The 26,476-nt window shown below is 38.9% G+C and carries 24 protein-coding genes and 2 pseudogenes; 7 read left to right on the plus strand and 19 right to left on the minus strand.

Translation table 11 applies throughout. From position 1 onward, the window contains the following. Positions 1-75: 75 nt before the first annotated feature. From ACFX4X_RS04890 to ACFX4X_RS04905, 4 genes are all read right to left on the minus strand, one after another. On the minus strand, positions 76-1,266 hold the full coding sequence (locus ACFX4X_RS04890) for an amidohydrolase (RefSeq protein WP_377382085.1): 1,191 nt from the start codon (positions 1,264-1,266) through the stop codon (positions 76-78). Positions 1,267-1,382: 116 nt separating this feature from the next. Then, positions 1,383-1,559, minus strand: a complete 177-nt coding sequence (locus tag ACFX4X_RS04895) for a hypothetical protein (RefSeq protein ID WP_377382088.1) — start codon at positions 1,557-1,559, stop codon at positions 1,383-1,385. An 80-nt stretch (positions 1,560-1,639) separates the two neighbouring features. Further along, entirely contained in the window at positions 1,640-3,256 is a 1,617-nt protein-coding gene (locus tag ACFX4X_RS04900; protein ID WP_377382091.1) for a M20/M25/M40 family metallo-hydrolase, read from the minus strand. After that, entirely contained in the window at positions 3,253-4,128 is an 876-nt protein-coding gene (locus tag ACFX4X_RS04905) for a dimethylarginine dimethylaminohydrolase family protein (protein ID WP_284472037.1), read from the minus strand. The genes ACFX4X_RS04900 and ACFX4X_RS04905 overlap by 4 nt, the downstream gene beginning before the upstream one ends. Before the next feature lie 177 nt (positions 4,129-4,305). On the opposite strand from ACFX4X_RS04905, the gene ACFX4X_RS04910 reads away from it, so the two are divergent. Continuing rightward, the gene (locus ACFX4X_RS04910; RefSeq protein ID WP_377382094.1) at positions 4,306-5,046 is read left to right on the plus strand and encodes an IclR family transcriptional regulator; all 741 of its coding nucleotides are present in this window, start codon (positions 4,306-4,308) and stop codon (positions 5,044-5,046) included. 75 nt (positions 5,047-5,121) lie between these two features. On the opposite strand, the gene ACFX4X_RS04915 is transcribed toward ACFX4X_RS04910, so the two are convergent. The 7 genes from ACFX4X_RS04915 to ACFX4X_RS04945 all read right to left on the minus strand — a co-directional run bounded on the left by ACFX4X_RS04915 (position 5,122) and on the right by ACFX4X_RS04945 (position 10,742). Next, positions 5,122-5,370: a biotin/lipoyl attachment domain-containing protein gene (locus tag ACFX4X_RS04915; RefSeq protein WP_089363481.1), complete on the minus strand. Its 249-nt coding sequence runs from the start codon at positions 5,368-5,370 to the stop codon at positions 5,122-5,124. Positions 5,371-5,387: 17 nt separating this feature from the next. Then, the gene (locus ACFX4X_RS04920; RefSeq protein WP_061463788.1) at positions 5,388-5,678 is read right to left on the minus strand and encodes an SAV0927 family protein; all 291 of its coding nucleotides are present in this window, start codon (positions 5,676-5,678) and stop codon (positions 5,388-5,390) included. Between the two features lie 34 nt (positions 5,679-5,712). Then, complete coding sequence (locus ACFX4X_RS04925) at positions 5,713-6,972, minus strand: Glu/Leu/Phe/Val family dehydrogenase (protein ID WP_284470378.1); 1,260 nt, start codon at positions 6,970-6,972, stop codon at positions 5,713-5,715. A 552-nt stretch (positions 6,973-7,524) separates the two neighbouring features. Next, complete coding sequence (locus tag ACFX4X_RS04930; RefSeq protein WP_377382099.1) at positions 7,525-8,226, minus strand: N-acetylmannosamine-6-phosphate 2-epimerase; 702 nt, start codon at positions 8,224-8,226, stop codon at positions 7,525-7,527. 9 nt (positions 8,227-8,235) lie between these two features. Beyond that, entirely contained in the window at positions 8,236-9,822 is a 1,587-nt protein-coding gene (locus tag ACFX4X_RS04935) for a PTS system mannose/fructose/sorbose family transporter subunit IID (protein WP_284470376.1), read from the minus strand. Positions 9,823-9,861: 39 nt separating this feature from the next. Then, positions 9,862-10,332, minus strand: a complete 471-nt coding sequence (locus tag ACFX4X_RS04940; RefSeq protein WP_377382103.1) for a PTS sugar transporter subunit IIB — start codon at positions 10,330-10,332, stop codon at positions 9,862-9,864. Continuing rightward, positions 10,332-10,742 carry a PTS sugar transporter subunit IIA gene (locus ACFX4X_RS04945; protein WP_377382106.1) on the minus strand — a complete coding sequence of 137 codons (411 nt, stop codon included), beginning with the start codon at positions 10,740-10,742 and terminating at the stop codon, positions 10,332-10,334. The genes ACFX4X_RS04940 and ACFX4X_RS04945 overlap by 1 nt, the downstream gene beginning before the upstream one ends. A gap of 222 nt (positions 10,743-10,964) precedes the next feature. Here ACFX4X_RS04945 and ACFX4X_RS04950 point away from each other — a divergent pair, with 222 nt between their 5' ends. After that, positions 10,965-11,816 carry a MurR/RpiR family transcriptional regulator gene (locus ACFX4X_RS04950; protein WP_377382109.1) on the plus strand — a complete coding sequence of 284 codons (852 nt, stop codon included), beginning with the start codon at positions 10,965-10,967 and terminating at the stop codon, positions 11,814-11,816. A gap of 368 nt (positions 11,817-12,184) precedes the next feature. Here the strand turns inward: ACFX4X_RS04950 and ACFX4X_RS25530 are convergent. From ACFX4X_RS25530 to ACFX4X_RS04960, 3 genes and pseudogenes are all read right to left on the minus strand, one after another. After that, a pseudogene (locus ACFX4X_RS25530) lies at positions 12,185-12,663 on the minus strand (transposase); the annotation flags it as partial. 64 nt (positions 12,664-12,727) lie between these two features. Beyond that, a pseudogene (locus ACFX4X_RS25535) lies at positions 12,728-12,946 on the minus strand (transposase); the annotation flags it as partial. Between the two features lie 316 nt (positions 12,947-13,262). Continuing rightward, positions 13,263-14,609, minus strand: coding sequence for an APC family permease (locus ACFX4X_RS04960; RefSeq protein ID WP_377382112.1), 1,347 nt, complete (start codon positions 14,607-14,609; stop codon positions 13,263-13,265). A gap of 405 nt (positions 14,610-15,014) precedes the next feature. Between ACFX4X_RS04960 and speB the strand changes: the two genes are divergently transcribed. Beyond that, positions 15,015-15,983 carry an agmatinase gene (gene speB / locus ACFX4X_RS04965; protein ID WP_377382115.1) on the plus strand — a complete coding sequence of 323 codons (969 nt, stop codon included), beginning with the start codon at positions 15,015-15,017 and terminating at the stop codon, positions 15,981-15,983. Between the two features lie 199 nt (positions 15,984-16,182). Here speB and ACFX4X_RS04970 read toward each other — a convergent pair whose 3' ends face one another. Next, a complete protein-coding gene (locus ACFX4X_RS04970; RefSeq protein WP_377382145.1) occupies positions 16,183-17,202 on the minus strand; it encodes a M14 family zinc carboxypeptidase in 1,020 nt (339 codons plus the stop codon). Between the two features lie 970 nt (positions 17,203-18,172). On the opposite strand from ACFX4X_RS04970, the gene ACFX4X_RS04975 reads away from it, so the two are divergent. Both ACFX4X_RS04975 and ACFX4X_RS04980 read left to right on the plus strand, forming a co-directional pair. Next, positions 18,173-18,751 carry a DUF2238 domain-containing protein gene (locus ACFX4X_RS04975; protein ID WP_377382120.1) on the plus strand — a complete coding sequence of 193 codons (579 nt, stop codon included), beginning with the start codon at positions 18,173-18,175 and terminating at the stop codon, positions 18,749-18,751. A gap of 4 nt (positions 18,752-18,755) precedes the next feature. After that, positions 18,756-19,331: a DUF2238 domain-containing protein gene (locus ACFX4X_RS04980; protein WP_061463799.1), complete on the plus strand. Its 576-nt coding sequence runs from the start codon at positions 18,756-18,758 to the stop codon at positions 19,329-19,331. Positions 19,332-19,477: 146 nt separating this feature from the next. Here the strand turns inward: ACFX4X_RS04980 and ACFX4X_RS04985 are convergent, their stop codons facing one another. Both ACFX4X_RS04985 and ACFX4X_RS04990 read right to left on the minus strand, forming a co-directional pair. Then, a complete protein-coding gene (locus tag ACFX4X_RS04985) occupies positions 19,478-19,948 on the minus strand; it encodes a hypothetical protein (RefSeq protein WP_377382124.1) in 471 nt (156 codons plus the stop codon). Beyond that, complete coding sequence (locus ACFX4X_RS04990) at positions 19,938-20,318, minus strand: hypothetical protein (protein WP_250211678.1); 381 nt, start codon at positions 20,316-20,318, stop codon at positions 19,938-19,940. The genes ACFX4X_RS04985 and ACFX4X_RS04990 overlap by 11 nt, the downstream gene beginning before the upstream one ends. A gap of 858 nt (positions 20,319-21,176) precedes the next feature. Between ACFX4X_RS04990 and ACFX4X_RS04995 the strand changes: the two genes are divergently transcribed. Next, positions 21,177-22,451, plus strand: a complete 1,275-nt coding sequence (locus tag ACFX4X_RS04995) for an IS110 family RNA-guided transposase (protein ID WP_377382128.1) — start codon at positions 21,177-21,179, stop codon at positions 22,449-22,451. Between the two features lie 769 nt (positions 22,452-23,220). On the opposite strand, the gene ACFX4X_RS05000 is transcribed toward ACFX4X_RS04995, so the two are convergent. Beyond that, a complete protein-coding gene (locus tag ACFX4X_RS05000) occupies positions 23,221-23,802 on the minus strand; it encodes a TetR/AcrR family transcriptional regulator (protein ID WP_377382131.1) in 582 nt (193 codons plus the stop codon). Positions 23,803-23,846: 44 nt separating this feature from the next. After that, a complete protein-coding gene (locus ACFX4X_RS05005; RefSeq protein WP_377382134.1) occupies positions 23,847-24,344 on the minus strand; it encodes an ester cyclase in 498 nt (165 codons plus the stop codon). 308 nt (positions 24,345-24,652) lie between these two features. On the opposite strand from ACFX4X_RS05005, the gene ACFX4X_RS05010 reads away from it, so the two are divergent. Next, positions 24,653-25,825 (plus strand): MFS transporter, encoded by a 1,173-nt coding sequence (locus ACFX4X_RS05010; protein ID WP_377382148.1) that lies wholly within the window; start codon positions 24,653-24,655, stop codon positions 25,823-25,825. Positions 25,826-26,476 lie beyond the last annotated feature (651 nt).

A 26,476-nucleotide genomic window follows, 5' to 3' on the forward strand; every position in this document is an offset into this window, starting at 1 on the left:
GGTATGAGAAGGAGAAGAGACAACCGAAAGCCTCTCTTAAACTATTACGGGTGTCTCTTATTTGCCCATGCTTTCTCAGTTATTTTGATGACTGCATAATTTATCCGCTATCCCTACAAAATATCTTACTCCATACTCTAAAGCCTTCTCATCGATTTTAAATTTAGGATGGTGTAAAGGATATGCTTTTCCAAACTCGTTATTATGGACGCCTATGAATTGCATGGAAGAGGGGACGATTTCGGAAAAAGCTGAAAAATCTTCTGTCCCAAACATAGGATCGTCAACATGGATGATATGATTTTTTTCAAACATACCTTCCATGACCGTTCTAGAAATATCAACAGCAGCTTTATCATTTACTACGGCTGGATATCCTAAATACCAAGTAATTTCACAATTTGCCCCATGCGCTTCTGAAATCCCCTTAACAATTTGCTCTAGATACTCCCTTGCTTTCACTCGGCTTTCAGAGTCTAAGGAACGAATGGTACCACCGATTTCTGCATATTCAGGAATGACATTGAGCGCACTTCCAGAATGGAACTGAGTGACTGAAATGACTGGTGTCCTAAGAGCTGAAATTTTTCTGGAAACGATATGTTGAATATTCGTCGTAATTTCTGCACCAATGATTAGCGGATCTACCGTTAATTCCGGAGTCGACGCATGACCGCCCTGACCAATGATTTTAATTTCAAAATCATCAGCTGCTGCACAGAATACCCCTTCCCTTATACATATTGTTCCTGTTCGTTCATAAGGAGTAACATGCAGTGCAAATGCATAATCTACTCCTTCCACAACCCCTTTTTTAACCAATTCCTGAGCTCCCCCTGGCAGAACCTCCTCGGCATGTTGGAAAATAAACCTGATTTCTCCACTAATCCCTTCTTTTTTTCCAGAAAGGACTTTTGCCGCACCTAATAACATCGCAGCATGTGCATCATGTCCGCACGCATGCATAATTCCAGGATTTTTTGATTTAAATTCAATTTCTGCTTCTTCTTCGATCGGAAGTGCATCAATATCCGCACGAAAGATGATCGTATTCGATTTTCCGGCAGATTTTTTAGCTCCTTTGAGAACCGCTAAAACGCTCGTTTCGGTTGGTCTTGTCACTTCTAATCCTGAAAAGGTTTTTAATTTCTTGTAGATGTATTCAGAAGTCTGGTGCTCCTGATATGAGAGCTCCGGATTTTCGTGAAAATGACGTCTCCATGAAATCACTTCACCCACAACTGTCTCCTGTTTTGACTTCATCATGATTGCCTCCTCCCTATTAATTTAGTGCCAATATTCAGACTTCTCGAACCTTTAAAAAGGGCCATACTGTATGCTTTGAGCAATGATCAAAAAGATAATCGCTACCGCAATCTGAATCAAAAGATAGGGCCTGCAGGTAAGATGTAGGTTAAAACTGTCACTATTACAATTACGATGAACATTAAGACAAAAGGATTTATCCCTTTTTCCGGTAACTCCGTTAGTTGGTTAAGTGGCTTTTTTTTTTGATTAAGCGGCTCGGAAGTGATTTGACCTTCAGGCTGGTTATTCATAAAAGGCCCCCAGTTAAAGTTTAATACTTTATGAGCTGATATCTTCTGGTTTTTCCTGCAGAGGTGCAGGATCCCTTCTTTCACTTTTCAACCAAACACTTAAACATACTCTTTATTAACCTCTCCAGCATAACTGGCGTATGGACGAAGGCGCTATCGATGTGAAGGCGCTCAGTACGCTGGTGTGCATCCTTGCCGAACGGACCCACATTAAGTACAGGTGCCTGAAGTTTTTGCATATCAGCAAAAGGGATGCTGTAAGTATCGCCCCAGACTGGTGTATTTTTTTCAAAAGCCGTCCAGCCATCAGACTCATCACTATATTGAACATAGCTTAAATCGCAAAGGCCATTAAAATAATGAATTTGGCTGACTTCTTCATCAAGCATGCTGGCAGTTTCCTTCATTAATTTCACAGATTCCATAATGAGCGGATCAGCGGACGTATTTACGGCTGGATAATATGGCGGTGCGAACAGCAATACAATGGCGGGTGAAAGCTCCTGACATTGTATCATCAATTTTTCGGCGATCCGCACTGATTTTTCCCGCTCATCCAAATCCATGTTTTCTTTAACATCACTCTTTATTTGCTCAACAAAACTCACGCCAAATTTGCCCTTGGCATATGAAAGTAACTTTTCGTAGCGCAATACTTTCACTTCGCCCACACCTTCGATTTGTTCACGCAGACAAAGCTCTTTATAGGATTCATTGCATTTCATCGCTGCTTCGTTTGCAACTTGCTCGAATAAATCCATTACTTCTGCAGCTGTTCTTTTCATAATGAACACATTATAAAGCGCGGCTGCCCGATAAGGTGTCTGTGTTGAATATTGCAGTTTTAGATCTTTTTGCTGAAGCGATACGGGTAAAGGTGTTTCCTCGCCAAGATCACTTTCCAGAAAAAGAGTGTTCCACTCCATGAGCTGCGTGAGGAACGAGGCTATATAGTTAGCCGTCATGCCCTTTAATGGCTCACCCACATGAGTTTCTTTCCCATAAAAAAGGGCAGCCGGCATGATTTTCCCCAAAGTTCCGGAATAAATATAATGTCTATTATCACCCGGTTTCTGTGAAAAGGACGGTTCACTATTAAAAAACATTTTATAGGATAGATCATATTTATCACGTAAAGTCACAAGTTCTTTAACCGCAGCCCTCATTCCCGCAGAATTCACTTCCTCATCAGGGACCGTTAACAGCAGGAGATTGATCGGCCATTGTTCACTGCTTGCCTTTTCGATGATAGCCATATGAAGGGCAAGCCCCATTTTCATATCCATCGTTCCTCTACCAAACAGGTACTTTCCCGATTCAAGATCAATGCGCGCTTCTTCCGGTAGTTCATCTTTCCTGTCATGAAGTTTTTTCGTGAGCTCCTCCGGTTGAAAAGCGAGAGTCTCAAGATCACCATATTCTTCAGTATGAACCGTATCAAAGTGGCTAATTAATACAACGGTCTCCTTTGCTGCAGGATGTTTATAAAAGGCAGTGACAAAATTTCTCCCTAAATCAGCTTCATGAAGTGATAAGTGCTCCGGATTCCTTTTAAAATAATCAAGCTCCCTCAATTTATCTTGCAGCTTATACGGAAACATCCGTTCCCCTAATGTAAGAGTACGGCTCTCCCAGCTAACAAGTTCACATAACAAGGTACGGAGCGTTTCTGGAGTACCCCATAGTAATTGACTCATTCCAATCCCCCTTCAATATTTGTACGAACCACCGGACAGGTTAAACAGGTTGGACCGCCAGTGCCTTTGTAACTGATTTCTGTCCCTTTATATTCATAAACTGTCGCTCCTTCATCAAGAAGCTTTTGCTTTGTGTAAGCGTTACCAGAAGAAATCACACAAACCCGCGGAGCAATGGCAAGCACATTGCAGCCTAAGTTCACATACTCATCATCCGGCACTTCGATAAGCTGAATGCCTCGTTCAATAAGCAGTTTTCTGAAAAAGACTGGCATAAGCCGAGAATGAACTACCGCTAAATCATGGTCGATCATGCTGATGAAAGACATAAGGTGGAGACACTCTGCCTCACCTTGATCATGCGGAAGCTGAACTACGATGAATTCATCCACTAGATGAGTGGTCATTTCTTTTAATTGCCGAATGGCTTCAGCGTTTGTACGATAACCATGTCCGACAACAAGCGTCTTATCATCAAGCCAAATGATATCACCGCCATCCGCGACCGCTTCACCCGTTAAATACCCAATAATCGGGATGTTCTTTTCTAGACAATATTCCTTATATACATCAGCTTCAGGCTGCCTCAATTCTTTTCCGGACTTTAAAATAATCGCTCCTTGGCTTGTGAATTTGACCGGGTCATGGGCATATAAGGAGTCAATGCCGACTAGCGAAGATGCTGGCAAATAATCGATGTTTGGAACATATTTCTCCAAAATGGAAATAAAGTCACCATACTCTGTTAGGGCTTCGTTGAAATCTGGCTCTTCCGCAAAGTTGAAGTTCTGCCATGCTTGGCTTAAATGCTCTTGACTAATAAAAGCTTCTTTCGGATGTTTTACAATGACACGTTCCAATGGTTTGAACATAGACGAACAAAATGTCACTGCCTCCCCCTCCTTTTTCCGCCCATCGGAAAACGTTTCCGCTAATAGGAATTTTTTCTTTTATTATAAAATTAAATTTGGTATAATGTCAATATGTTTTAAATATTCAAATAAATCGAAGTTTTATTCAACTTGTAATGAAAGATAGGTGGTTTGTTTATGCAATCGATTGACCGTGCCATGAACGTTATAAAAGTGCTAGTTTCCAATTCATCGGAAAACTGGCTATCAATTACGGAACTTTCTCAAGAATGTGAGCTTCCTGTCAGTTCCATGCATCGATTATTAAAAGCAATGTCCAAGCATGGATTAATTCAACAGGATGGACAATCTAAACAATATGGTTTAGGGAATATTTGGCTCGAAAATGGTTTGCGTATGTATGACAAAATGGATTACATCAGTCAAATTAGGCCTGAACTAGAAAGGCTGATGAACAAAGTGGAGGAAAGCGTGTATCTTAGCCAGCCAATCGGTATGGAGTCACTCGTTATCGAACGAATCGACAGTGAAAAAAGCCAAATCCGGGTTTATGACCAGCTTGGCTCACGAGTACCTATGCATATTGGAGCTGCAAATAAAGTGATGCTCGCCTATATGCCATATAATCAAGCTAAAAAAATCGTAGATGCTCTTTTGCCTATTCAAGAAAGAGCATCTTTTTGGGATATATTGCAAGAGACTAAAAAGAAGGGATATGGAATCAGTCACAGCGAACGGACAGAAGGAACATGCTCTGTAGCCGTTCCGATACTGAACCATTTTGGGGAAGTGCACGGGGCAGTGAGCATTGGTTTTGTGAGCTTTAACCTGACAGAGGATAGACTTGAGTTCCTCATTGAGAATGTGATGGAAACTGGCAATCGGGTTTCGTCAAAATTGGGATATAGGGGTCAATGAATAAAGGTGCTGCGGAGGATAAACGGATAAGCGGAAAAAGAAGATGAATCATTTCATCTTCTTTTTCGTTTTAAATTAATCGCTGCCTGTCACGAATGAATCTTCTTTAAAATAGGCGAGGACCTCTCCAGCCACAACTGGTTCCCCCTCCATTACCTCCAATGACTCCACCTCTCCGCTGACACCAATATCAATGATTTCCACACCTCCATCTGCCTTCTTTATCTGAAATAACGGTTCCCATTCGTAGAATCTGGAATTTTTGGATATTGAAATTTTTTCAACCGAGCCATCACAAGGGCTAAGAATCACATCAACGTACATTTACATCATTCCTTCCTTCAGTATTCTTCAAAATGAAATGGAGATTGTAGAACTAACTTGAGAAAGTCTTGGAAGTCCGGTATATCTTCTTGTTCAATTCCAAGGGTCGGAGCCCAGTACTGATCTAAATTAATATCATTGGCACACAACAGGATCATTCTTCCGCTTTGAATGGAAGTCACCATTGCTTTACCTAAAAATTGGGCCGAATATACAATGGTCACATCATATCTATAATCTTGTGACAATAAGCAATAATGATGAATGGCTTGGTTTTCTTTATTTTCGGATAGAATATCAAAATTCAAAGGATAGCCTCCTTTCTTGTAAGCCCCAATTCCATTAGAACCTGACCCACCCCCGAAGCCGGGATGCTTCTGCTGTTTTGCGAATCCCTTCGATATATGCAGCTACTTTCATGTTCACGGAATATTTTTGGGAAGTATGATAGACATTCAAAAAGCTGGCTGTTATCTTTTCCTTCAATCGTTCATCCACAAGCTCTTCCGTCCAGTAATAACCTTGGTTGTTCTGGCACCATTCAAAATACGAGACTATCACCCCTCCTGAATTCGCCAAAATGTCCGGGACTAGCACTATGCCTTTTTCATCGAGAATCTTGATTGCTTCTTTTGTTGTCGGCCCATTTGCTGCTTCGATCACAATTTCACATTTTAATCGTTTTGCATTATCTTTATTTATCACCCCGCTAATAGCTGCGGGAATCAGCACATCACACTCTTTTTCCAATAATTCTTGATTGGATAATGTATCTTTGTATAAATTCGAAATGACCCCAAAAGAGTCCCTGTTCTCCAAAAGGTAAGCAACGTCTAAGCCATTCGGGTCATATAAACCTCCAAGCTCATCTGCTATACCGACAACCTTAGCCCCCATTTCATATAAATACATAGCTAAATGACTGCCGACATTCCCGAAACCCTGAATGATTACCCGCATGCCTTCAATCGGAATCCCCTTTAAATCACTTATCATTTGAAGTGTATATAATACTCCCTTGGAAGTAGCCTTTTCCCTGCCCTTCGATCCACCTAATGTGAGTGGTTTCCCTGTAATAAAGCCGGGTGAATCGAATTCCCTGATGTGATCGTATTCATCTAGCATCCAGGCCATGATTTGAGAATTCGTATACATATCCGGAGCCGGAATATCCTTTGTAGGCCCCACTATTTGACTGACCGCCCTGACATACCCTCGGCTTAATCGTTCTAGCTCTGATGAACTCATCTGTCTGGGATCACACACAATGCCACCCTTTGCCCCTCCATATGGGAGATCCGTTATTCCGCATTTCAAACTCATCCAACCCGCCAATGCCTTAACTTCTTCAGGAGTGACATCCGGGTGAAAACGAATCCCCCCTTTCGTTGGACCGGCAGCATCATTATGTTGGGCCCGATATCCTTGAAACATCCTTGTCTCCCCAGTATCCATTTGAATAGGAATACAGACTTCCAGAAAACGCATTGGTGCTTTTAAAAAATCAAAAACCAGATCTGGATAGTCCAAAACTTGAATGGCTTCTTTTAAAATATCCTGGAATTCTTGCAGTGGATTATCCAATTGACGTTTTTCAATCATCTTAATTTCCCCTGTCATTTTGCACCTCACTTTTATTCTTATAACTTTATTAAGCAATTTTCATGCCAGCTTTGAGGATATAGTGTGTATAGCAATAGACCGCCATTTGCAATCATCAACACCACACATTCAATCATTAAGCATATGTATTAATTCATAAGCAATTCAGGTTTGCATATGTAAAAAATGATGATTAAATACCTAAAGGAATTTCATTAAATGGAAAAACTTCCTTTTGAGCTTTTTTTGTTTCTCATGTTAAAAACTGATCCCAAAATACTCTATCATTATCTATACCTCATTCCTGATGATCACAATTTAAGAAAAATCCATACACGTCGATTTCTCCTTATTCCAACAAAACCCAAAAGAGCACCCGATAAATGTAAAAACATTCATTGGGTGCTCTTTTTTTGCTTATCCTGATAAAGAGTCGTTGATTTTTATGTAGCAGATGCCAGGCGATGGTACCGACTAATCAAAAGGCAGTCAGTCAGGAACCGACTGTTAAACTTAAAAGATAAATACTCAAAATATATTATATTGAAACTTCTATTTTTCAGCCAACAGGTTTAACTCATCTACAAACCTTTTTGTGATAATTTCAGGGCGAGTAATGGCCGTTCCTACCACGACAGCAAAAGCACCACTTTCAATAGCTTTTCTAGCATGATCTTTAGTATGAATATGCCCTTCAGCGATGATGGGGATTTTTAAGGCAGAAGAGAGTTTTCGAATAAGGTCATAATCAACCTCCTTCACGTATTTTGTTTCCTCTGTATACCCACACAATGTGGTTGCTACTATATCAGCACCGAATTTTTCTGCGATTAGTCCCTCTTCAAAAGTCGCACAATCTGCCATCACTAAAATATTTGGATGCTCACTATGGATTTTTCCTATGATACTTTCTAGCGTTTCTCCATGAGGGCGCTTTCGTTGAGTCCCATCTAAAGCTACTATAGACGCTCCAGCCTCAATGATGCTTGTTGCACTTTCATAGGTAGGAGTAATATAAACTTCACATTCTTCTATCCATTGTTTGTGAATACCTAATACAGGCAATTTTGTTACCTTTTTTATTGCTTTAATATTTTCAGGCCCGGTAGCCCTAATACCAACGGCGCCTCCTTTTTCTGCAGCCTTGCTTAATGCGCCCATGATATCCGCCCCGTACATCGGCCATCCCATTCTAGCCTGGCACGACACTATCAATCCATTCTTAATGGCTTCCAATACGTTTTTTTCATCCATAATTACCACCTAAAGAATTCCTAAGAATTTACCAGCTAATCCTATAATAAAGGAAAGTAAGATTAACCAGTAGATAGCCTTTTGATATTTAAACAATGCCCATAAGAAACCAAGTGTTAAGAGGAGGGGCAAAAGCCCAGGTAAGATTGAATCAAGAAGTTCTTGCAAATTTATTTCTTTGCCTCCAAAGTTCCATTTAGCAGCCACGCTTACTTTAACAAAATTAACTACCATAGATCCTGTTACCATTAATCCTACGATGGTAGCTCCCTGAACAAACTTATTTAGAATATCAGAGTCTTTCATTTTTAGAATTAGGCTTATCCCAAACTGGTACCCATAGACAATGCCGTAGTAACGAGAGAAAATATTTAGCAAGACGTTTGGTACGATAAATATAATGGGTCCAAGTAAATTTCCATCCAACGCCAAACCAGCGCCGATTGCTGCAAAAATAGTCATAAAAGTTGCTTTAAAAACAGAATCACCAATTCCAGAGAGTGGTCCCATCAATGCGGCTTTCGTAGAAGAAATTGTTTCTGAGGTGATAGGGTTTCCTAGCGCACGTTGTTCTTCGAGTGCAAGAGCAACACCTATGATGGCATTAGAAGTATAGGGATGGCAGTTAAAAAACTCATTATGACGAACAACTGATTCTTTTAAATCCTGATTATTTGGATAGAGTTTTTTGAGTGCCGGCAATATCGCATAGCAGAATCCTAAACTGCCATAACGCTCATAATTTATAGACGTCATACTGAAGAAAGAACGTAAGAATGTTTTTATTAAATCTTTCCTTGTCAGGATCGTCGTTTTAGCTTCACTCTGTCGGGAGGAATGACGGGAAATTTCACTATCATTTCCTTTCGTTCCCACTGCTGAAATGCTAATCGCGATTCCAAGACCCAACAAGGCTATTGAAAGTACATTCTGTTCCAAGTAGACTGCCAGAACAAATCCAATTAGGAAAAATGACCAAAACTTCTTGAGGTTCATCATTTTTAGGAGCATGGCCATCCCTATTGCAGGTAGAATTCCTGCAGTAAGCTTTAATCCTTCCATAAACCAAGAAGGCATTAAGTCTACAAGATTATTTACAAATCCACTACCAAAATAAATGGCTAAAAAAGTGGGAATGAACATAACTGTAAAAAAAACGATTATTCCAGAAAGGTGTAGCCGTTCTGCCCTTTTTAGATTAAGTTCCTGTAAAGCATTGTCTGCCCGATGCACTAGATAAATATTAAAATTCCAAGCTAGCATGATTAAAAGTTGCGCTAAAATACCGATTGGTAATGCCAGTGCAATTCCAACTTCAGGCTTACCCCCAGCGCTAATCGCAAATATAGTCCCTATTAGACCAGCAATTTGTGCATTAGGAGGAACACTGCCTCCAATCGGTAACACACCCATAAACATCAATTCCACACTGGCCCCTACAATTAATCCGGTTTGTAGGTCTCCCATTATTAGCCCCAATAATGGCCCAGCAAAAATGGGACGGCTAATCATCCAATATCCATACCCATAATTTTCGGTCATGAGAACTGCAACAAAACCACTTAACAAAATCGCTGATATTAATTCAATTTCCACTTTTCCTCCTCCTTTTAACTTTGACTACCTTTTCGACTTCTAAATCTTGGTAAATAAATTAATAGATTTATCATTAGGCGAGGTCCTGATTTCACAAGGGATTCCGTGATCTCTAATCTTGAGAAAAACAGCTTTATCTTCTTCATCCATAAAGACGGTTTTACTAATTTCCTGTTTTCCTTCTTTATAGTACATGCCACCTACATTTATTGAAGGTAGAATGATCCCTTTTTCAATGAGAGATAAAAGGACTCGAGGGCTTTTTACTACGATAAATGTTTTTTCCAGATTTGACTGCTCATCTAAATATTCCACTGCATCTTCGACAGATAGGATAGCATGTCTTTTTCCTGAAGGGACTGCCATGCTAAGTAACAAAAGTTGTGTTGGGTCGTTTGCGACGCCATCATCAATTACAATAAATTCTGTGACTTGATAAGCAACACTCCATGAATAAGCAACTTGCCCATGTATAAGGCGTTCATCGATACGGGTTACAACGATGCTCATTACAATTCCTCCTTAATATTTATGGGGTTAACTGTAGAGTTTATATAGCAAATACTCCGGGAAGTATTATCCAAAAGCTCTTTGGGACTTACAGGTGAAAGGCAAGATTCAATAACTAAACCTAAATGGAAACCAGCGATTACTTGTACCCGGCTATTTTTCAACACTTGAAGTGTAGCTGCATTGCATGGGGTTCCCCCCTTAATATCTGCCAGAATGATTATTTCTTTGTACCGATCCAACAATTGATTGACTGCTGCTTCTAGTTCTCTTGAAAATGAATCTAACGTTACTTGGTCACCCATACTCAATGCAAAGAGTTGCTGCTGTATCCCTGCTATAAGCTCTACACTTTCTTTCATAGTCGAAGCTAAATTCCCATGACTTACAAGTAAAATGGCCCGATTCAAACTATCCCCTCCTGATAACAGAATTTTTTGAATGTTTTCATAGACTTATCTTATTAAAAAAGAATTAATAAATCAAGGTTTAATTGAAAAAATAAGAAATAAAATTTCATAATTGGTATTTTTTTTTGCTAAATGTGCAAAAAACATTTCATTTATGATATATAATGAAACAATAAGAAGTTTTCATGCAGTTATTAAAATCTTTAATAAAGGGGACATACTATGAGCTCAACTTTATTACAAAAAATCAAAGAAAAAGCCGATTCCTTATCACGTGCTGAACGGCAAGTAGCCAAATATATATTGGATCATGCAGATTTGGTGCAAACTTACACGATTCAAGAAATATCAATCAACGCTAATGTTTCCCAAGCCAGTGTTGTCCGTTTTTGTAAAAGAATGGGTATAGAAAGTTTTAAAACCTTTCAACATACATTGGTGAAAGAAATGAGTTCAAATAATGCCAACATTAATGATCTTTCTTTATTACGGGAAAATGATACTCCATATCAGCTTTTCCAAAAAGTAACAATGAGCAATAAATTTGCTTTAGACTCTTTAGGACAAACTCTGAACAAAAAAGAGTTTGAAAAAGCAGTAGAATGCTTAAGCCAGGCAAAGAAAATTGCTTTTTTTGGTGTCGGGGGCTCCTCTACAGCTGCATTAGATGCCAGTAATAAATTTGCTAAACTTGGCGTTACTACAGGAATGAACACTGACTTTCATACAGTGATTTCCTATGTTTCCAATTTCACATCAGAAGATGCATTAGTCCTTTTTTCCACATCCGGAAAAACTAAAGATGTATTGGAGATGGCTTCATATGCAAAAAAGATAAACGTACCAGTATTGGCAATAACCGCTTATACAAAGTCTCCTTTATTGAAAATAGCTAGTATTCAACTTTGTTTTCCTGACATCGAACATGATCACCGAATCGGCAGTATAGCATCTAGAATCTTGCAACTTAACGTGGTTGATGCTCTTTTCTTAAGTGTTTTTCATCGAATCGATAAACAAACCATAGATAATTATCAAAAAGCACGTGAAGAGATTCTTCGTCTTAGAAGATAGCCAGGACAAACTCATCCTTGTATTGCTAACTTTAGAACGTCATGTAAACAAGAATATTTAGTCGTCCGACATTATCCCTATCTATCACCCTACTAATATTTGGTGACCGCTTTGAACACTATTGCTGGTTGTTACTAGCCGCTGCAATCATGGTTAAAGATACACTCTTCCAGACATATGAATTCATTCATAAGCATCCATTTGCATATGGAAAAAATAAATACAAATAGTAAAAAAACGCATCCTTTTTAGGATGCGTCAGTTTGTCGACAAAAGGGGTTCGGAATTAAAACATACCGAACCCCTTTTGAAATCCCCTTTGAATTTTGCTCAATATTAAGGAATTGGGTCTCTACGGGCCCGCTATGTTAGGTCATTTTCTTTACATTCATGGCACCGAAAGTGAGTATCGCCTGCATTGACAATTTTTAAGTCCCCTTAAAGTAGTCCAACGCATGCCGTGCTTTTCTTTTGCATCTGCGAATACACGCTCAATCGTTTCTTTATGTTTCGCATAGATAGGTTTTACATCTTGATGATGACGCAGATGATCTGCTTCTTCCATATAATCTTGCCAAATATGATGTGTCACTACTTTTTGATAGTCGTTACTTTCGGTACACTTTGATAAAAATGGACATGTCACACAAATGTGTTTTGGTGATTTTTACTCGCGATGCCCTCTTTATTCGTTGTGGAGTACTTAAAAATCTCTCCCGATGGGCAAAGGTAACAATCAAAATGTTCATCGTAAACATAGTCATGTTTGCGGAAGAATCCTTCTTTTGTTCGAGGACGTATACGGTAAAGCCGGTGTTATTTTATGACCAACGACTTCAAGAAGAAATAAATCAAGACCGTGAAAACCATAATAAAAAAACCTTTTCCACTGGATAAACTTAATAAGGAAGAATACCGATTGTATATTGAATGAATGTCAGTTTAACTAAAATAACTGGATCAATACTTGGGCGTCCTACCTCTGAATACATATCTTTCGCCAAGTCATATAGGAATGAGAAGTCAATGGCGGCCTCCACTTTTCGGACCAAATAGTTCGCTGGCACCAGTTGATCTAACGTAATCATTTCAAGTTGATCTCGCTGAATAGAATCATGTTTAGAAAGCATCCTCATCACCTCAAGTTTTAATACTTCTATTTTAAAACAAAAATGACTCCAGGCAAAAGTGTTTATCTAAAAGGTAAGACAAAGTTGATTGGAGCGGGTGTTCGAGACTCCTGCGGGGAAAGCGCGTCTAGGGGAGTCCCCACAGGCGCAAGCCGAGGGCGGACCGCCCGCGGTAAGCGAGGTCAACGTTCAAATTGTACAAGCAATAAAAAAACACCCCATAAATGTTAGTTTGGTGTCTAACATTTACGGGGCAGTTCAAAGTTTGTCTACAGTCTGACGCATCCTTTTTAGGATGCGTTTTTCCCTGCGAGTCTCATAGTTGAATCTCTTCAACTTGATATTGAGGCGGGGCCGTTCGGAATGCCTTTGTGATATATAATAAATAACAAAAACCAATAATAAACCACCCTGACCCCATTATTAGTGAACTTGTCTCGAGATTGGTCCAGAGAATGCCAATTGAAATAGCTCCGATTAAAGGCATAATTAAGTAATTGATATATCCCTTTATAGTACGATGCTTTTTTTCCCGGATGATATAATGGCTGACCACTGACAGATTTACAAAGGTAAATGCCATTAATGCACCAAAGTTGATCAGTGATGCAGCTGTGACTAGATCAAAGAATAAAGCCGACAATGAAATGACTCCAACTATGAGAACATTAATGGCTGGCGTTTTCCACTTAGGGTGAATAAACCCAAACCATTTTTCCGGAAACACTTTATCACGACCCATGACATACAAAAGTCGTGAAACGCTGGCATGTGATGCGAGTCCTGATGCTAGCGTATTGACGAGAGTCGTGCACAGAAAAATGGATTGGAATAGCTTTCCACCTACATAAAGGGCGATTTCCGGTAACGCAGCATCAGGTTCTTTAAAACGCGATATATCCGGAAAAAAGAGCTGAATAAAGAAAGAAGAGGTAATGAAGATGATTCCACCCCAAAGTGCAGTTAAAAATATCGCTTTTGGAATCGTTTTTTTCGGATTTGGCGTCTCCTCAGATAGTGTAGTTACCGCATCAAACCCCAAAAAGGAAAAACAAAGAATCGTGGCTCCGGTTATAATTGCCGAATAGTCCATTCCTTCATTTATGAAAGGCTTTATTGTAAACACTTCCCCTGTACCTTCTCCATTGTGCAAACCTTTGATAACAAGAATGATGAACACTGCCATGATGGCAATCTGAATTAAAACAAAAAGAGCATTAAAGTTAGCAAGTACATTAACGCTGCGGAGATTGAGAATGGTGACAATTGCTACGAATAATACTACCCATAGCCATGATGGAACTTCTGGAAATAAAGCAGTGAGATAAATTTTGGTCAACAATGCATTTACCATAGGTAAAAATAAATAGTCTAACAACGAAGACCATCCTACCAGGAATCCTAAATGTCGGTTAATGGCCTTTTGCGTATAAGTATAGGCAGAACCTGCAGCGGGAAAAACCTTTACTAGTTTTCCATAGCTTGCAGCTGTAAAAAGCATCCCTACCAACGCGACGATATAAGCAGTCGGCACATGGCCCCCCGTAATCCCAGATACAATGCCAAATGTATCAAATACGACCATGGGTGTCATATAAGCTAACCCCATCATAACAATTTGCCATAATTTCAGCGTTCTTTTCAATGTTACCTCATTTTCCACCTATCATTCCTCCTTGAAACCGCTTTCAAATTGTAGGATCAATATTTTTAAATTGATAAATTTCAATACCTCCCTCTTTATAAAAATTTCAACTGTATACCTTAATGCAAGTTTTGTGCCATCTGATTTCGGTTTACTTCGATAAATGAATTACGCTAGAAATGTTTTTTATTCCTGCATTCTTACCTGCATTGGATTGATTTATAGGAATGAAGTCGTTCAGCATCTTATAATTGGCGATTCAATTTCCCATAAATTATTCGCACTTGCATATCCCATGCAGATGATATCTGGTTAGAAGCCACAAAAAACCACTTACTGTGACTTGGCATGTTAATTGCATGTTTAATATCTATATAAGTTTTAAGACTATTAAAGTTATAAGAAAATGGAGGAATATAAAAAATGAAATATCCTTTATCTCCCGATGTTAAACCCGAGTTTTGTACGACCGGATCATTTATGCGCTTACCTTCTTCGAGAGAAAATGCCAGATTGGCAGTGGTAGGTATGCCTTTTGATACAGCTGCTTCATTCAGGGTAGGAGCTAGGTTTGCTCCACAGGCAGTACGTCAGGCATCCATGACCTTGTTTCCTTACCATCCCATTCACAAGGTGTACCCGTTTGATGAATGTAATGCAATTGATATTGGGGATGTTTCGGTGATTCCCCATAATATACACCGAAGCTATGAATTAATTGAAGGGGCTCTGTCAGACTTGATGGAAACCGGGATCATTCCAATTGGCATCGGAGGGGATCATTCAGTAACCTTGGCTAATCTAAGGGCTGCCGCAAAAATACACGGTCCTGTTGCACTTCTCCATTTTGATTCACATACAGATACCTGGGATACTTATTACGATGAGAAATATTGGCATGGTTCCCCTTTTATCCGTGCATATGAGGAAGGGTTGCTCCAAACGGATAAAGTTTTCCAAATTGGAATCAGAGGTACCCTCAATCATCCAGGAGATATAGATTCCAGTACGGATCTAGGCTACAACGTGATAACTACACCCCAGCTCAAGGAAAGAGGAATCGAAGATGTCGTGAAGGAAGTCAAGAAAACCATTGGGGATACACCTTGTTTCTTGAGCTTTGATATTGATTTTGTTGATCCATCCTGTGCCCCTGGTACTGGCACCCTTGAAGTCGGCGGCCTAAATAGCTTTGAAACTCTAGAGATGATACGTTCTCTGAAAGGATTCAACTTTATTGGATTCGACCTGGTGGAAGTCCTCCCGCCATATGATCCAACACAAATCACATCACTATTGGCAGCCACCATCATCCATGACTTTGCCAGTTTAGTAGCCTTAAAAATAAAAGAAGAACAAAAAAAGGAGAATTCTACTCAAAATAGTTTATAGGAACAAACATCAACTATTGAAGAAGGGACATTTCAGATCGATACTGTTTTCGTTCAAAAGGCATCTGCTTTTAGTGAAAGCAGATGCCTTTTTTCTATGTCATCTTTTATCTTTTCCTATAAATATGAGCAAGTTTGAGCTTCTATCGGTATGCGGAAATTTTTAAAAAACACATCCCAGAATGGGATGTGTCATCATTTCATTCGTCTGATTCTCCCCCAGAACGATTCGTTTGTGTTGGCAGGGTGTCCCAAAAGCTTGCATCGGCCGTTTCAATTGAATGATCGGCAATAGCTCTAACAGCTGCATCCAAAGTGGTGACTGTTTGCTTTATTAGATAGCCATTACTTTTTTGTCCAAGTGCAACTGTCTCGACATTGTGGTCAGACATCCCCCGCATCTCAAAGAGTAAAGTTGCAATATCATAACGAACAGCCGCACCATTACGACCTATATTTTCTCCTGAACCGCCATCATATTTACCAATATGGCCCCAACCAGTAGGTTCAATTGAGTTATATACAACAGCACCCAGCTTTTTTGAAGCTCCTAGCACTTCAGGCTTTACGTTTGCGTTTGTAGGATAAAGTATTGAACCTGAAACAAGTTCACCATCTGTTTCGCTTAGCGTCCCTTGATGATGTAAATCTATCATGTAATCTATATCGTATTTTGCAAATACATTTTCGTGTAAAGCTTTTACCTCGACTTGCATTTGATTGGTTTTTTTATCATGCTCCCGGTTTAAGTCGACCCCGTTTGCATTTGCTCGGGTTAGATGTCGATCACCTTTTGCCAAATAGTCATCAAGAGAGAAATTAACATCTCCCATTGCCCCATCTGCGTTTAACATAGGAATGATAAGGATGTTAACATTTCCCAATACCCCTTTAGTCTTATTCGTTCCTAAATGTTTAATGAATTCCAGTGCACCCTCAGTAGTCAGCTGTTCATTTCCATGCTGTTGAGTTAAAAATAGTATAGTTGGGTTTTTAGGATTGGAAATATATTTCGCAAGATAAATATCTCTTCCTTTTACCGTTTCCCCGATTACTTCCAATGCCAACCTTTCTTGTTTAGCATCCTGGGTTTTTAGATAACTTACCAAGCTTTCATATGTATGCAGATTTGAAGTTGTCACTTGACCATTTCCAGCACTGGGGCCATTTCCAACCGCTCCGACTGGTAGCGCAACAGCTGTTACAGCGCTTAAAGACATTAAACTAGATAATGAAACTGTTAGAACTTTCTTCTTAAAATTCAAAAAAAAAACCTCCCTTTTCATTTAATAATCATAAAAATAACTATTACTAATATTCTGACATTTCCAACACTTTGTGTTAATAGTAAAAAATAACTATTCTTCCGAAAAATTTTTCATTTTACACACAATATAACTTGAAAGGACTTCCGGATTGATTTTGGAGCCATCAATTTGATGCCGTATTATGGCTTTTTTTATGAGTTGGGTATCTGCTTAAAACGTGGTCAACTTTTTATAAGGTGCGTGCTTCCTCCCTTTTTTAGATATTATAACTAGGAAAAAGCCAGGAAAACGAGCCCGAATAATGAAAAAGGTAGGATTCTAGAAGAAAGGCCATTCATGTTCAATTTAATTTATCTATGTGAATAACTTGAACATGAATGGCCAAAAATAAGAAGTATTAAGAAGGAAGGAACAAACAAAAAGGTGAATGCCTGATCGTTTCAACATTTAATCCTTTGTATTTAGTTGGAAAGGCTGTTTTACATACCCCTTCTCCTTTAGCTGTAGTAGTTGTTGTCTTGAAAGTAAGGTTGGAAATTTCCTTCATATTACTTACTATTTTTTAAAAATTTCTATCTTAAGCAATATACAAAACATCCAGCTAATTTTGGTAAATCTCACTAAACCTGTTATATTTTCAATGATTTTCTCTTCAAAGTTCACTAAAGGAATAAAGCTTTTTATACCTGATATTGATCGGAGGAATCATTTTAACTCTGGTTATCATTCTGGATATGTTGGTTCTTGGGCCCACTATAAAGAAAGCACTTATGGTAGCAAAGTAATTATAATAATGCGAGTTGGCGGCAAATAAAGATCATCATAAAAATAGGCTGGAAATTCGAAAAAATCCATTTTCACCGTTGCATGTTGGTCGAATACAATAGGATGATCCAATGAATGTTATGAATGAGGTGGTATGTTGAAACATAAAATAATCATTATTCTTAGTTTAGTTTTTGTAGTATTTATGACTGTTTTATTCATCTTTTACCTCATTAAAGATGATTCTTCCCGATGGATGGTAGCTCTTGGGGGTATATTGGTAAGTGCCTTGCCCATTTCATTATTATTTGTTAAACATAATCCCTTTAACATTCTGATCATTATTGGTTTTTATGTTTTTGTTTTCTGTACGACATTTTTAGGGTCAATCGCAAATTTTTATGTGGATTTTAAATGGTGGGACTCTACCCTTCATTTCTACAAGGGCATTTTTATCGGTTTTGTTGGAATTGCTCTCTATAAATTTTTCATCCCTCATGGGGCGCGAAAAGATATTTCAAGTTGGGTCATCTTTCTATTTGTTCTCTCACTTTCAGTCACTGCCACTGTTCTTTGGGAAGTCTATGAGTTCGCAGGAGACCTGACTTTTACTCAAACCATGCAGCGAGGCGGTAATAAAGATACTATGTACGATATGATTTTCGGTCTTACTGGCGGTCTTCTTATCTCCATTTATTCTAGTGTACAAAAAAATCATGATAATTTGCAGAGGTAATCATATGAATCGTAAGTTAGTTATTTCATTTAGTTTGGTCTATGTACTTTTCATGGCAGCTTTATCTATCTTTTACTATACAACCGATGAAACTTTCAAATCTCTTGTTTCGATAGGTGGTGTGGTTTGTGGAGCAATTCCCCTGCTATTGGCCCTATTTACAAAGCTTCAATTCAATCTGCCCATTATCATTTCCTATTTAATCTTCTTGTTCGGTTCACAATATTTAGGATCTATTTTAGGCTGGTATGGACTGGGGTGGTGGGACACATTCTTACATTTTCTAAGTGGTTCCCTTCTTGCTTTTACTGCAATTGCTTTATATGAACGTTTGGTACACAGAAATGCAGGTAATGGGATATCCCCCTGGTTTGTCTTTTTGTTTACCCTCTCTTTCGCAGCACTTGGTGGTGTTATATGGGAAATCTACGAATTTAGTTCTGATCAATTATTCGGAATGACATTACAAGGCGGAGGAAATAAAGATACAATGACAGATTTAATCGCCGATACTGTTGGAGGTCTCATTATTGCAATGTGGGCCGGAGTGCGGACAAAGGTTAAGGTAAGGAAAACATGAAAAAGTTCACATGTTTTAACAATCTTCCATTTCATCTCATCTTAATTGTTAAAGGTTTATGCAAAAAAATCTTAAGTATTGAAATGGTAACATTGAGTTGACTGCATATAAAAACCGACCATCACATGGATGGTCGGTTTTTATGGTCATTTAAATATGATGGATATGATCTTATCCGTCGTCATCTCACTATCTACCACATATGTTCCAGGTCGTAGCCCGTTGGCCTTGCCTTTCTTTTCAACCTCGTCTGAAAACTTATTGGCATTCTTAATGACTTTTGCTTTTTGAAGGGTTTTACCCACATCGATACTTGTCGAGCCTTTAGACACTCTCAGAACTGTACGATATATGACTTTCTCTGTTGGTTCTTTTACATTTTCTTTTTCAGCTTCCGCTTTATCTTTAATCGACTTTGCTTCAGCAATCTCATCTTCCCATTCTTTTTCTGTATGTATGACATACCCTTCAGAAGCCAGAGATTCTTTCATCTCATTTTCTGTTAGTTTCTCTGGAGTGCCCGTCGCTTCACTTGGACCAAAGAAATACACTGCACCGCACAATCCTGCCGCAACAATAAGGCCACCGGCAAAGCTGCGCATTGATTTAGATGTCATTGGCCACATTTCTCCTTTCACTCTTCGTTTTAATGTAAGGAGTAAGCAAGCCTTCTATCTCATTTTCCGTCTGTTTTGTTTTCAGTGCGATGCTTTCAAATGAATAGCCTCGCTTATGTAGGTCGAGTACTTCACGCAACAAGTTCCGCTTTTCGGAAGACATTGCAAGAATGCCTGCCTCTTGCACCGTAATTTCAGCATCTATCTCGATGTTCCTGATTTTTTCCTGTAATACATTCATTTCATTTCCAAAAGTGATAGCAAGCTGTTCCAATTGACTGTCCACTTTTACAGAATCCTTTTTAATAAACGATAAAATGAACAGTAAAACTGCTACACCAAACAAAATGATTAGAGCCCATTCCATCATTCTATGTCCCTCCTTAATAAATTTAAATCTATTATCTCGCTTTCTAATTATATATTGATTTGTTTAAAAACTCGATTTAAAAGTACTAAATACGATAATAGTCACGTAACAAATATAAAAAAGGAATAATTAGCATGTTTTCGGGTTTATCAATAGCTAACACACTCCTTCTCTGTAACTATTATACCATATGAGGACAATATTACCATAAAAAAAGAGCTCGCTATTTAGGGCCAGTTAGGTCAAAATGATGAAGTTTTTTTATAATGTTAGTATTTGGCCCACGCTAACAGCACAATCCTGTCAGAAGGAAGAATTTCCTTTGATAAGTTTAGTGAAATAGGTAGCTTTTAAACTAAGCTTTAAAGGGTGCAAACACTTACAAAAAGGCCAAATAATATTAGCTCTGCTTGCATCAGCTAATCGAGACGAAATTGAACGCGACCATGAATTTGATATTCACCATAATCCAAGTCCTCAGATTGCATTTGGACACGGCAATCATATCTGTCTTGGTGCTCCTCTGTTACTTTAGGTGATAATTTGCACTTATTTTAAGTGCTATTTTGCACGTATATTTACTTTTCATTTTTATTGTGGTTTTTTTATCATCGAAAAAAGACGTATAGAAGGGGTATCACCAAACCTCGGTATTTTGTACGTTAAGCAAATCCCAGCAAAAAAAGCCGTTTCCTGTACGTTAGGAAATGACTTTCTTTAGTAATCCTTAATGAACTAAAGCATCCGTTAGCATTCCTGTAGATCGTTAAATATCAAGTTTGAAAAAAATAGAGCCCCTCAGTAAGATACGAGTATAGAGACCAATCTAACTCAAAATCTTAAGGAGGAAGCCCTACTATGAATTTTAAAATGCAAAACAAACAAAATCAACTAATTGAGAGAATTACGGATCAACATCTAGTTGTTGGTGTGGATATTGCCCAACACGTACACGTGGCCCGTGCAGTAAACTATCGGGGCATTGTGGTCGGAAAACCTTTGTCTTTTCAAAATAACGAAGAGGGTTTTACTAGCTTACTAAACTGGATCAAGGAACTAAAACACTTGAAAAACTTAGACACCACGATAGTCGGAATGGAACCTACCCGTCATTATTGGATAAACCTTTCAAAGTGGCTAGTCAAACAAAACATTGATGTTGTCACGGTCAATCCTCACCATGTCAAAAGAAACAAAGAAAATCGTGATAATACGCAATCCAAAAGTGATAAAAAAGATGCCCTTGTCATAGCTGATATGGTGAAGAATGGCTACTATGCCTTCGTTCGTTCCACTTCAGAATCATTTGAAAAACTTCGTGTCCTTATGGCTAACCGAGATGTGATCGTTAAGCGTCTTGTTAGCTCCATCAACCAAATTAATCGCTGGGTGGATGTTGTCTTTCCCGAGTTCCGGGAAGTGTTTAAAGACGTATCATGTAAAGGGGCAATCGCAACTCTACGCCTCTTTCCTACCCCAGCTGAATTATGTTCCTTACAGCCTCAAGATATCGTAACCGGGTGGAAATCATGTATGAAGCGACATTCCGGGCATAAAAAAGCCCATTCCCTGCTTGCCTTGGCCAAGCGTTCAATTGGTACGAAACAAGCCCTTGATGCGTATAAACTTCACTTGGGACAGTTATTAGAGGAATATGATCTCGCTTCATCCCAACTCGAAAGAGTGACGCAAGAAGTCACAAACGTCTTGGAACAGATTCCATTCGTTAAGCAATTACTTGCCATTAAAGGAATCAGCGAGATTTCACTAGCGGGTATCTTAGGAGAAGCTGGAGATCTAAGTGGGTTCGCTCACGGGAATGCGCTCCTTCGTCATGCAGGATTGCATCTAGCTGAAGCAAGCTCTGGGAAGTGGAAAGGCCAAATTGTTCTTTCCAAACGTGGAAGATCACGCCTGCGGCGTTACCTTTTCCTTGCGACCATGAGTCTGGTGATGAATAACCCTGAGTTTAAAGCCCTACACTCGAACAATGTTAAAGGAAAGAAGATTAAGAAAATGAAATCCATCATGAAACTATGTGGAAAACTTGCCCGTGTTCTAGTAGGGATTGCTCGTAATGGCTCTGCCTATAAACCGGAAATGGTCTTCCCTCTTGAACAACTAGCAGCGTAAATTTACATTCACATTGTGATTAACGAAAGTTGGCTTATTCGTAGGATTTCAAAGAAAGCACGAAGTACTGGATGTAATGAACAAAAGGGCAATGACCCGTTCCGTTAGCAAAACCGGCCTCCACCCCTTGGATAGGTATGACGAAGGAATGAAAGGGCATAGGATTATGACCCGTTGAGACATGGGAGGGAAAGCCTCCAAGGGCAGCGTGGAAAATGCGTGCAGTATATGTAATAATATGGGATTTTTAATAGATCCCCTATTTCAATCTGCTCTCATCTTATCAAAACGGTCCTATCTCTTTCGTTCATCTAAAGCAACCTATACCATGTGGTATGAAATCCTGCGAATAAGCGAGTATTCGTGAGCATTATCTATTAAACTGAGGGAGTTCATTAAGAAAATCGATTTTTATTAAAGAATCGCTCCCTTTAATTGAAGAATACTTTACTAATATTAGTTAGTATCGCTGTTAACTAATTACAAAAATATCAGGTGAAAACTCAATGGTATTGTTGCTTTAAATAAAGTTTGATCAAATTGATACTAATAACCTTGATAAACGAAGAAAAAGCGTGTTTGAAAAAAGATTGATCAAAATACGCTTTTAATATAATTAATGAATCATTCTTTTATTAAAAAAACTTGCCGAAACTGGTTAATAAAAATTAGCATTACAGCTGCAATCGATTTTATAGATTGGGCTTTATACAAACCCCCTTTATTCACAGAGACTGACATGATTGATAAAACTGGAATTTTGATAAATTTATTTTAATAATGATAATATCATCGCTACAGAATTTTCTACAAATGAACGCTCTGGACGAGATTTCATTAACACGGTAAGTCCGATTAATGAAACGACTAGTGTCTGTGCTAAAACTTTAGCATTAAGGCTGCTTTCGAGCTCACCTGAGCGAATACCTCGGACAATCGTTTCTTGAAATATGATCGAAAGATACATCTGATGCTCCCTTGTAAGGATTTCAAATTTTTCATCGTGAGGGGCAAGTTCCACCATTGTATTAATGCAAAAACATCCCTTGTTCGGACTTTCTTTATATTCCTCTTCCACCAAATCTTCAAAAAATGTTTGAAATGCTTCCTTTACAGATAGATTGTTTTGAATTTTTGTTCGAATATGGGAAGCATGTAGCTTTGTATATTTGCGTAATGCAGCCTCAAACAATTTCTCTTTGTCTCCAAAAGCTGAGTATAAGCTTGGTCGTTGTATCCCCATTTTGGCAGTCAAATCGCTTAGCGAAGTAGCCTTGTACCCCTTCTCCCAAAAAAGCAACATAGCATCATCCAACGCTTTTTCCTCATCAAATTCACGTTGTCGAACCATAATAAATCCCTCATTTCAAAAAACAAAATTTCTTCACTAGATAATTAATCTTGTTCTTGATTCTTTTTTATTTGCTCAATGATTCCGAATCTGTCCACTTGAATCCAGTATTCCACTATTTTTCGATCCTCTAATAGGTATACGGCACTACCTATTTCAATAACCTCTTTATTTGTAGGCAGATAACCCTCATACTCTCCAATATGCATTCCTGTCTGCTTCCATCTGACATGAACTTTTTGATTTTGAGAAATTAATTCTTGAATTTCAATTTTAAATTTCCCCCATGAATCTATCATTTCTCTTATATGATCAGCATAATTCTCAGGTGACCTTTTAATTGTCACCATGCTTTCTGAATTCACTTGATGTGCTCTTACCTCTTTCGCCATAAAAAACTTAGCTTGTTCGGGATTGCAACCTGATCTGACAACTTCAAAGAAGCTTTTTATAATCTGTTCGTTTGTCTGTAGGAATTTTGGAGATGGTGAATCGCCCCCAGATATTTCAGTTAATTCGTTATTCCCCGGTATTTGATTCATGGATAATTAATCCTCCTTTTAATTATCAATCGGTATATTATGATTTTATTTAATTAAAGTCCTATTGTCAAATTGTGATGATTCTTTCAAGGACATCATTCAAATAACTGCATAACTTACTTGACATCAAAACGTTTTGTTGGTTATCCTTACAAGGAATTATTTCATACCGAACGATACACTATACTCTTAAGTACAAAAAGGGGATGTAAGTAATGGTAAAGGTGAAGGTTAAAGAAAAAACAACAATTAAAGTTGAAGATCATGATACGAAAACGGTTCAGTTACAAATAGTATCAGGATCACCCATGACTCGCTATATGGCACTATTGTTTGCAACAGCCTGTGGGATGGCTGTCGCCAACATATACTATGCACAACCGTTGCTAGACTCTCTGGCGACCGAGTTCGGTATCGCCCATTCATCCATCGGCGTTGTCATTACCATTACTCAGCTTTGTTACGCGCTAGGACTGCTACTGCTAGTACCGCTCGGTGATCTACTGAATCGACGTCGGCTAATCATCGGTCAGATGCTTTTATCCGTGTTGTCTCTGATTGTGGTTGGCATCGCCCCCATCATCACAGTGCTTATCACGGGGTTAGCTGCGGTCGGACTGCTTGCTGTGGTGACTCAGGTGCTCGTAGCGTTCGCATCGACTTTGGCTGCCCCAGCCGAGCGTGGACGTATAGTCGGCTTGGTGCAAAGTGGAGTCGTGATCGGCATTCTGCTCGCACGAACATTCGCTGGTGTACTAACCGATCTCGCCGGTTGGCGTTCGGTCTATCTAGTTTCTGCCGCCATGATACTCATCATGACTGGCGTGTTGTTCCGAGTACTCCCGCGTGATGAAAGCGAAAGAGAGTCACTATCCTATCCGCAGCTGCTTCGTTCGGTGCTCACATTGTTCATGCAAGAACGAATCCTACGCATCCGCGGAGTACTGGCTCTGCTGATTTTTACCGCGTTTAGTACATTGTGGACTTCGTTGGTGCTTCCTCTCAGTGCTCCACCATACTCTCTTTCACATACCGCTATTGGAGCGTTTGGTCTTGCTGGAGTTGCCGGAGCATTAGCTGCTGCTCGTGCTGGGGGTCTGGCTGATCGAGGTTTAGGACAGCGAACAACCTGCATAGCCCTAGTTTTATTGCTAGCATCATGGTTCCTAATCAGCTTTACCGAACACTCACTGATCGCATTAGTTATTGGCGTTATCTTTCTTGACCTGGCTGTGCAAGCAGTACATGTCACCAATCAGAGTATGATTTTCACAGTGCGTCCTGAGGCGAGAAGCCGACTTACTGCTGCTTACATGATTTTTTATTCCATCGGCAGTGCCATGGGTTCAATTGTTTCAACCAATATATACGCAAACTATGGATGGATCGGAGTATGTCTATTTGGTGCCTCTGTCAGCGCTTTGTCCCTTTTGTATTGGGTAATAACCTACCGTCTAACGGAGCAGATTAGAGAGAAATAATACCGATTTTTATGTTGCTTGAAATTTTTCAAGACCTAAAATCATACAAAGTTACAAAAAGGGGTGATACATATTAGTCATGTATAATATGTATCACCCCTTTTACTTCTTGTTCAACAAACGCACGCTTATATACAGAGTTTTTTCAAAGCAGTGCAGCTTTATTTCAAATATACACTTATTCGATTAAATGGCCCAATTGTTGAACAAAGATCAAACAGCGCTCTTAAACTAAACTGCCCTGTTAGTTCCACAAGAAAAAGGTTGCCGCAGCAACCCCTGTTATTGAACTAAAGCACCTGTTAGTTTAAGTGTAAATCTTCACATTTTATATAGATTTTCTCGACAGCCTGTCTATACTATTGTGTCGTTTTCTTTATTCTTGAGATGCCAAGATAAACGAAGAAGATACTAATTCAATAAATTTGAAAACTCTTTGCTATATAAGGGTTCATTTTTCTTAAAATCATTTGTTGATTAATATTCTTCTCTTTACTTACTCACGGGAAGATTCATATTCATATACTATACAAAATAATACTGTTAAGACTGCTACACCACCATATTGAAGAAGAGTAGGTACACTTTTCAAAGGACTTGTAAGTAAGTTTGTAAAAGTGACAACAGTAAGAAGCACAGTGTGTAATATTA

Origin of the sequence: Peribacillus sp. YIM B13481 (assembly GCF_042787985.1) — a bacterium.
GTDB classification, from domain to species: domain Bacteria; phylum Bacillota; class Bacilli; order Bacillales; family DSM-1321; genus Peribacillus; species Peribacillus simplex_A.